We start from the raw sequence: 286 nt of genomic DNA, 5'->3' as shown, positions 1-286 counted from the left end.
ATTTCCTGATGATATAACACGTTGTATGCCAATGATTTCTACATCAAATCCACATTCTTCAAAAATAATGCGAGGGGGTTTTCCTTTTTCGTTTTCTTTAATGAAAATACGCTTGAATTCGTCGGTATAAGTAATTCCTTTTGGGCTGACCGATTTTACGTATCGATTTTTTGATAGTATTTCAATTTCTTTTTCTGTAAATAGTTTTTTCGTCATTTTGAAATGTCTCCGATTCTCATTTTTCTCTCATTATACAAGAAATACCCTATAGAATAGACCTTTTTTT

General features: G+C 30.8%; 1 protein-coding gene. It reads right to left on the bottom strand.

From position 1 onward, the window contains the following. Window positions 1–216 (bottom strand): HTH domain-containing protein (locus MR056_RS22045; protein ID WP_375293725.1); only part of this gene is annotated, 216 nt, incomplete at its 3' end. Window positions 217–286: the final 70 nt, after the last annotated feature.

This window comes from Bacillus cereus group sp. BfR-BA-01360, from assembly GCF_022663595.1.
Taxonomy (GTDB): domain Bacteria; phylum Bacillota; class Bacilli; order Bacillales; family Bacillaceae_G; genus Bacillus_A; species Bacillus_A cytotoxicus.
This window is presented reverse-complemented; position numbering and strand designations above follow the sequence as displayed.